Source organism: Amycolatopsis sp. SID8362, assembly GCF_010550475.1.
Taxonomy (GTDB): Bacteria; Actinomycetota; Actinomycetes; order Mycobacteriales; family Pseudonocardiaceae; genus Amycolatopsis; species Amycolatopsis eburnea.
On sequence record NZ_JAAGNB010000868.1, the window covers coordinates 1 to 6,563 of the forward strand.

Annotated in this window: 9 protein-coding genes and 1 pseudogene; 1 reads left to right on the plus strand and 9 read right to left on the minus strand. The window is 69.4% G+C overall.

Annotated features, from left to right (window positions below):
* From G3I65_RS27145 to G3I65_RS27155, 3 genes are all read right to left on the minus strand, one after another.
* On the minus strand, positions 1–588 hold a 588-nt coding region (locus G3I65_RS27145), incomplete at its 3' end, for a leucine zipper domain-containing protein (protein WP_160697706.1).
* Between the two features lie 93 nt (positions 589–681).
* Positions 682–1,434 carry a hypothetical protein gene (locus G3I65_RS27150; RefSeq protein ID WP_160698632.1) on the minus strand — a complete coding sequence of 251 codons (753 nt, stop codon included), beginning with the start codon at positions 1,432–1,434 and terminating at the stop codon, positions 682–684.
* A 519-nt stretch (positions 1,435–1,953) separates the two neighbouring features.
* Positions 1,954–2,832, minus strand: a complete 879-nt coding sequence (locus tag G3I65_RS27155) for a LysR family transcriptional regulator ArgP (RefSeq protein WP_160698633.1) — start codon at positions 2,830–2,832, stop codon at positions 1,954–1,956.
* Between the two features lie 66 nt (positions 2,833–2,898).
* On the opposite strand from G3I65_RS27155, the gene G3I65_RS27160 reads away from it, so the two are divergent.
* Positions 2,899–3,501: a LysE/ArgO family amino acid transporter gene (locus G3I65_RS27160; RefSeq protein WP_160698634.1), complete on the plus strand. Its 603-nt coding sequence runs from the start codon at positions 2,899–2,901 to the stop codon at positions 3,499–3,501.
* Here G3I65_RS27160 and G3I65_RS27165 read toward each other — a convergent pair whose 3' ends face one another.
* From G3I65_RS27165 to G3I65_RS27190, 6 genes and pseudogenes are all read right to left on the minus strand, one after another.
* Positions 3,502–3,990 (minus strand): methylated-DNA--[protein]-cysteine S-methyltransferase, encoded by a 489-nt coding sequence (locus G3I65_RS27165; RefSeq protein WP_160698635.1) that lies wholly within the window; start codon positions 3,988–3,990, stop codon positions 3,502–3,504.
* Positions 3,990–4,367 (minus strand): hypothetical protein, encoded by a 378-nt coding sequence (locus tag G3I65_RS27170; RefSeq protein WP_160698636.1) that lies wholly within the window; start codon positions 4,365–4,367, stop codon positions 3,990–3,992. Before G3I65_RS27170 ends, G3I65_RS27165 begins: the two co-directional genes overlap by 1 nt.
* Complete coding sequence (locus G3I65_RS27175; RefSeq protein WP_160698637.1) at positions 4,364–5,077, minus strand: 2OG-Fe(II) oxygenase; 714 nt, start codon at positions 5,075–5,077, stop codon at positions 4,364–4,366. Before G3I65_RS27175 ends, G3I65_RS27170 begins: the two co-directional genes overlap by 4 nt.
* A gap of 43 nt (positions 5,078–5,120) precedes the next feature.
* Positions 5,121–5,714 carry a methylated-DNA--[protein]-cysteine S-methyltransferase gene (locus G3I65_RS27180; protein ID WP_160698638.1) on the minus strand — a complete coding sequence of 198 codons (594 nt, stop codon included), beginning with the start codon at positions 5,712–5,714 and terminating at the stop codon, positions 5,121–5,123.
* Entirely contained in the window at positions 5,711–6,187 is a 477-nt protein-coding gene (locus tag G3I65_RS27185; RefSeq protein ID WP_160698639.1) for an RNA polymerase sigma factor, read from the minus strand. Before G3I65_RS27185 ends, G3I65_RS27180 begins: the two co-directional genes overlap by 4 nt.
* A gap of 35 nt (positions 6,188–6,222) precedes the next feature.
* A pseudogene (locus tag G3I65_RS27190) lies at positions 6,223–6,563 on the minus strand (putative protein N(5)-glutamine methyltransferase); the annotation flags it as partial.

The window sequence follows — 6,563 nt, forward strand, 5'->3', positions numbered from 1 at the left end:
GCGGGAGTGGTCGTCGATGACGGTGTGCACGAACGCGGTGCCGGTGCGGGGCTTGTAGTCCGCGCCGCGGGGCAAGCCTGGCGTGGCGCGTTTGTTGCGCTCGCCTTGCTGCCGGCCGAGGTAGCGGTGCCCGCCGCCGTCGGGGATGTTGCCGAACTTGGTGACATCGACGTGGATCAGCGAGCCGGGATGGTCGTGTTCGTAGCGGCGCAGCGGTTCGCCGGTGACCCGGTCGATGCGGGACAGCCGGTTGATCCGGCAGCGCACCAGCACCGCGTGCACGGTCGAAGCCGGGACGTTGAGCCGGCCGGCGATCTGGACCGGGCCGAGTCGGTGGCGCCATCGCAGCCGCACGATCGCCCGCATGAGGTGTTCGGGGGTGCGGGTCGGGCTGTGGTGGGGGCGGCTGCTGCGGTCAGCCATCCCTGCCGCGCCCTCGAGCCGGTAGCGCTGCGCCCATTTCGCGGCCGTTTTGGCGGCGACCATGAACATCTTGGCCGCTTCAGCGTGGGTCCAACCGTGTTCGACGACCAGCCGGGCGAGTCGCAGCCGGGTGCGCGGGGTCAGGGTGGCGTTAGGGTGGGACACGAAGGCCTCCGGCGGGTGAAGCGGTTCCTAGACAGCTCCACTTCACATCCGGAGGCCTTCACCTGTCAGCACGACAGGCCGCCAGTGATCACCTCAACTCGGGACAACGTCCCCGGACATCACAGCTAGGCGAAGAATATCGCGAGCATCCCGCCATGCGTCCATATCGGCGTCGGATACGGACGTCTCCTCGCGTGCACTGTATCGATCGAATTCTGGGCTTCGCATGGTCGCGGCGACGACAGCGTGGCCTCGGTGTCGGCCCAGAATCCGATTCAAGAGATTCGGCGTCAGGCCGCCGGCTCCCATGAACCTTTCGAGATCGTCCAGCCATAGTATGCAGCGATGAGCTCCGATAGCCATGGCGGCTACGTCGTCCAGTGCTTCACGGTTCGTCGGTGCGAGCAATGTGTGATCCGGGCATGTTGCTCGCACGGCTTCGTATACCATGCGAGTCTTTCCTGCGGTTGACTCGCCGACGACAAGCACGAAGCCGCCGCGGCGTATCTTGGAACCCAGATCGTCGTGTAGATCGCGGCGAATGTAGGGTGGAGTTCGGTCGAGAACCTGCGTGCCGGCTACGTTGTGGACGAGAGTCTCTGCTGGATGTACCCTCAGCACGATCGGGTCGTCGAGGTCCCGAACCCGGAATGGAGATCCGTCTGGACCGGCCGCGATCAGTTTTTTCGGCCGCGCGTCACGCTGGGATGCCTGTTTTTCGAGGACTTCCTTCCCGCGACCACTTGTTGCGGTGAATACGGCGATGGCAACCGCCGAGCCGATCGACGCAGCCGCGGCGCCAGGTATCCACAATGCGACAGCTCCTCCGACGCCCAGTCCGGACATTGCCGAGCACGCCAGTAGCCACCAGCCTCGTGCGGAAGGAAATTGCCGTTGGATGAACCTCATGAACCCACGTCCGGCCTCGGGCTACCGCTGCGATGTGCCCGAAACGGCGGGACCATAAACCCTCCTCGGCGTGCTTTTCTGCGGATCCAGCGAGGAGATGCCTCTTCGCCTCACTGGGACAACCCTACAACCTGCAGCAAAGATAAGCACGAACCTTGCTGTTGAGCCAGCTAGGGTTCCGGTTGGCAAGATCGATAAACGTCTTGTTTGCCTTGGTGTCGCCGATGTCTGACGGCTCAACATGATCTGTAGTCATGATCAAATCGCGGTCGATTCCGCGTTTCGGATCGGCTTGGCCCGGACTGCTGGTTGAGTGGGAGCGTGCGGCTCCTCGTAGAGGAGGTGCCGCGCTGGCCGTCGGTGCGCTGACGATGGTGCGAATCAAGTCTTGGAGCGCGAGACTTCATCCAGCCCGGCGTCAGCCATGTTGGCGTGCTTGGTGTGAAGTCGCCGAGTTCAGCGCAGCGACTCCTTCGCGCCCTGAGCCACTGCGTCCGCGACGGCGGCCAGGGCGGGCGAGTCGAGCTTCCACTGCTGCCAGTGCAGCGGTACGTCCAGGGGGCGATCCGGCGCCAGGTCGACCAGTGAATCGCCGCGGTCGGCGGACTGCAGCTCTGGGACCATGCCCCAGCCCAACCCCGCTGCCACGGCGTCGACGAAGGACTCCGAGGCTGGGATGTGGTGGCGGACCAGGGTGAAGCTTCGGCGGCGGGTCAGGCTGCGGAGGAAGCGGTCCTGGAGGTCGTCCTTGCGGTCGAACACGATCACCGGGGCCGTCGGGAGGGATGATGGCAGGGGAGCGTTCGAGAGCCAGCGGGAGATGAACGCGGGGGAGGCCATGGCCCGGTAGCGCATGCGGCCCAGGCGGGTTGACGTGCAGCCCTGGATCGGGTGGGGGGAAGCTGTTACCGCGGCCATCACCAGGCCTTCGCGGAGCAGGGCCGCGGTGTGGTCTTGGTCTTCGCGCTGGAGGTCGAAGCAGATGCTGTCAGGGACCTTGGCCAGAGCGGGGAGGAACCACGTGGCCAGGGAGTCCGCGTTCACCGCGATCGAGAGGGTGCGGACGGAGGAGCCGAGGCCCAGTTCGGCGAGGGCGTCCTGCTCGAGTTGGGCCAGGGAGCGGGCGAAGCGGATCAGGACCTGGCCGGACGAGGTCAGCTGGATCGGCTTCGTGCGCAGCAGCAGGACGCGGCCGGTGCGTTGCTCCAGGGACTTGATGCGCTGGCTGACCGCCGACGGGGTTACGTGCAGGACCGCCGCCGCGGCGTCGAAGCTTTGCTCGTCCACTACGGCCAGGAGGGTGCGGACCTGGTCGAGCGGGAGGTCTGTCATCACAAGCACTAATGTTACGTAAGAATCTTTAGCTGGAGTAATTCAGGAGGACGGTCATACCGTGAGGGCGTGCTCACGCTCCTCCTGGCCGGGTTCGGGACCGGCCTGTCGCTCATCGTCGCCATCGGGTCGCAGAACGCCTTTCTCCTGCAGCAAGGCTTGCGCGGGGGTGTGGTGGCGCCGCTCGTCGTCATCTGCGCCGTGTCCGATCTGGTGTTGATCGGGCTCGGGGTGAGCGGGATCGGCGCCGTGCTCGAGCGGTGGCCGACCGCCATCGGGGTCATCGCCGTGGGCGGTGGGGTGTTCCTGCTCGGGTACGGCGTTTTGGCGGCTCGGCGGGCGTTTCGGCCGTCCGTGATGACGGTGGGGGACGACAGGACGCCGTTGCGGAAGGCCATGCTCGCCTGTGTTGCCTTCACCTGGCTCAATCCGCACGTCTACCTCGACACCGTGCTGCTGCTCGGCTCGGTCGCCGTTGCGCACGGTGATGGGCGGTGGGTGTTCGGCGTCGGGGCGGGAGTGGCCAGCGCCGTCTGGTTCAGCGCGCTCGGGTTCGGTGCGAAGCGGCTGGCCGGGGTGTTCGCCAAGCCCGTCGCGTGGCGCGTGCTGGACGTCGTGATCGCCGTGACCATGACCGGGCTCGGCGTGAGCATGCTGCTCAGCCACGTCTGATCACCACAGCTGACCGCGTTCGGCGGCCGGCGGGCGTTCCAGCTCCAGGAGGAACTCCTTGCGTTTCAGGCCGCCCGCGTACCCCGTCAGCTTGCCGTTCTTGCCGACCACCCGGTGGCACGCGACGAGGATGCTCAGCGGGTTGCGGCCCACCGCCGCGCCGACCTCGTGGGGGAGGCCGCCGACGGCCTGGGCCAGGTCGCCGTACGTCGCCGTCGCGCCGTACGGGATCTTGGCGATCTCCGCCCAGACCGCGCGGTCGACGGCAGGGCCGTCCGCCCGCGTCGCGACGTCGAACGTCGTGCGCTGGCCGGCGAAGTACTCCTTCAGCTGGCGGACGGCTTCCGGGAACGCGGTGTCGTCGCGCTCGCCGAAAGTGGTGCGGTCCGGGCGGGTCCAGTGGTTCGGGAAGTACAGGCCCGTCACGACGTCGCCGGTGCCGACGAGGGTCAGCGGGCCGATCGGGGAATCGGCTTCGAGGTGTTTCATCAGGTCTCCCAGGTTGTGCCGTCCGGCCGGGTGCCGCGCAGGCCGGGCAGGGCGAAGTCCGCCAGGGCGGAGGTCGTGAGTGTCCGATGTGGACTCCAGGACGTCGAGAGCCGGAGCCGTCGTGCCATGCCGGCCCAGCCCGCCGGGGTCGCGCTGACGACCCAGAGGTCCGGGTCCGGGGCGGCGAAGCGGCGGGCTTGGCGCAGCCACGACGCCGCCGTTTCCGGCCAGGTCACCGTCGCCAGCACCAGGCCGCCCCACGCCGCGGCGATCCGGTCGCCGTCGGCGCGGGAGACCGGGTCGGCCGCGGTGCCGAGCACGATGTGGCGGGCAGGGCCGATCAAGCGCACGAGCGCCTCGAGCTCGCGGGGTGTCATGCGGCGTCGTGGAAAACGAGGCCCAGGGTGTGCCGCCGGCCCGAGCGGACCGCCGAGACGCCGTGGCGGACCGGGGCCGCCGACCAGCCGCGGGCCGAGCGGACCGGGCGGTCGCGGGTGGTGAACACCAGGCCGTGGCCCTGCGGGATCAGCGTCGCCGTGCCGCGGGACTGGGCTCGCGGACGCTGCTCCACCAGGAGGAACTCGCCGCCGGTGTGGTCGGTGCCCGGGGCGTTCAGGTTGATGACCACCTGCAGCGGGAACACCTTGTCGCCGTACAGGTCCCGGTGCAGCGCGTTCCAGCCTCCCGTCTCGTAGCGCAGCAGGATCGGTGTCGGGCGCCGCTGGCCCGCCGCGTGGCAGATCGCCAGCCATTCGTCCAATGTGGACGGCCACTCGGCTTCCCGGCCCAGCCGTGCATACCAGTCCTGGGCGATCGGGAGCAGCCTCGGGTAGAGCGCCTGCCGCAGCCGCTGGACCGGCTCCGGGAACGGCGCGGCGAAGTAGTGGTAGTCGCCGTTGTCCCCGAAGCGGTGACGGCGCAGGTTCACGGTCGCCCGGAAGTGCGACGGCTCGTCCCAGAGCGCCACCAGCTCCGCGCATTCCGCCGGCGTGAGCAGCTGAGGCAGGAGCGCGCAGCCGTAGTCGTCGACCTCCGCCGCCACCGCGGCCCAGTCGGCTGAGGCGACGCGTTTCTCGAATGTGCTCATACCTGGTAGACGCTGCGGCGGGGTGAAACGTGAGATCGGAAGCTCAAGCCGCTTCCATCGTGAGCAGCAGCCGCTTGGCTTCCTCGCCGCCGGCGTACTGGCCGTACGAGCCGTCCGAGCGGACCACCCGGTGGCACGGGACCACCACCGGCAGCGGGTTCAGCGCGCACGCCGTGCCGACCGCGCGGACCGCCTTCGGGCTGCCCGCCGCCGCCGCGACCTGGGCGTAGCTCTCCGTGTGGCCGTAGGAGATCTCCGGCAGGTGCTCCAGCACGGACAGGCGGAAGCCGCGGGCGAGGCGGAGGTCGAGCGGGACGTCGAAGGTGTGGCGGCCGCCCGTGAAGTACTCGTCGAGCTGGCGGACGACCGGGTCGAGGCGGGCCGGGGCGCGCAGGATGCGGGGGCTGATGATCGCGGCCAGCTCGGCCAGCACCGCGTCGTGGTCCTGGCGGTCGAACGCCACCTTGACCAGGCCCTGCTTCGTCGCGGCCAGCAGCAGCGAGCCGACCGGGGTGTCGAGGGTGCGGTAGGCGACGTCCAGCAGGCCTTCGCGGTCGGCGGCCGCGACGAGCTTCGCGTGCATCGGGTTCGGGTCGAGCTGGTACAGCTCCGGAGCAGCGAAGAAGATGTCCGTCATGAGTGCGCTCCTTCCAAGGGGTAAGTGGCGCGGAGCGCCTTGACGCCGTCGGCGGCGGCCCGGCGCGCGGCGTCCGTCGTGCCGCCGGTGATCTCCGCGATCTCGCGGTACGGCAGCCCGGCGAGGTAGTGGTAGGCGACGGCGAGGCGTTGCTTGTCGGGCAATCTCGCCAGCGCGTCCCACAGGTCGCCGGCGTACGTCTCCGCGCGGCCCGGCCGGTCCGGGATGTCGCCGACCGGGAGCGGGCGGCGGGCTTGCGCGCGGATGACATCGACGGCTTTGCGGTGCGCGATCGTGACGAGCCACGCCTGGACGTTCGCGTCCGCGGGCAGCTCCGGGTACGCCTTCAACGCCGACAGGAAGGTTTCCGACCAGGCGTCTTCGGCGTCGGCGGGGCCGAGCACGGCCCGGCAGACGCGCAGCACCATCGGCCCGTGCTCGGCCACGATCTGCTCGAACGGTTTCACGATCACACCTTGAAGACGTCCGGGGCCGCCGGAACGTGAGGTCACACCTTCGGGGTACCGCTGACGACGGTCGCGCCCAGCTCGTCGGCGGAGTGCACCGCCGGCGTCAGCCCGGCCGCCGTGAAGACGCCTGCCAGCACCGGCGCTTGCCGTTCGCTCGATTCCACCACCAGCGTGCCACCGGGCGCCAGCCAGGCCGGGGCGCCGGCAGCGACCCGGCGGGCGAGGTCGAGGCCGTCCGGGCCGCCGTCGAGTGCGACCCGCGGTTCGTGCAGCCGCGCTTCCGGCGGCATGGTCGCGACGGCGTCCGAAGGCACGTACGGGACGTTCGCCAGCAGGACGTCGACCCGGCCGCGCAGCGACGGCGGCAGGGCGTCGTAGA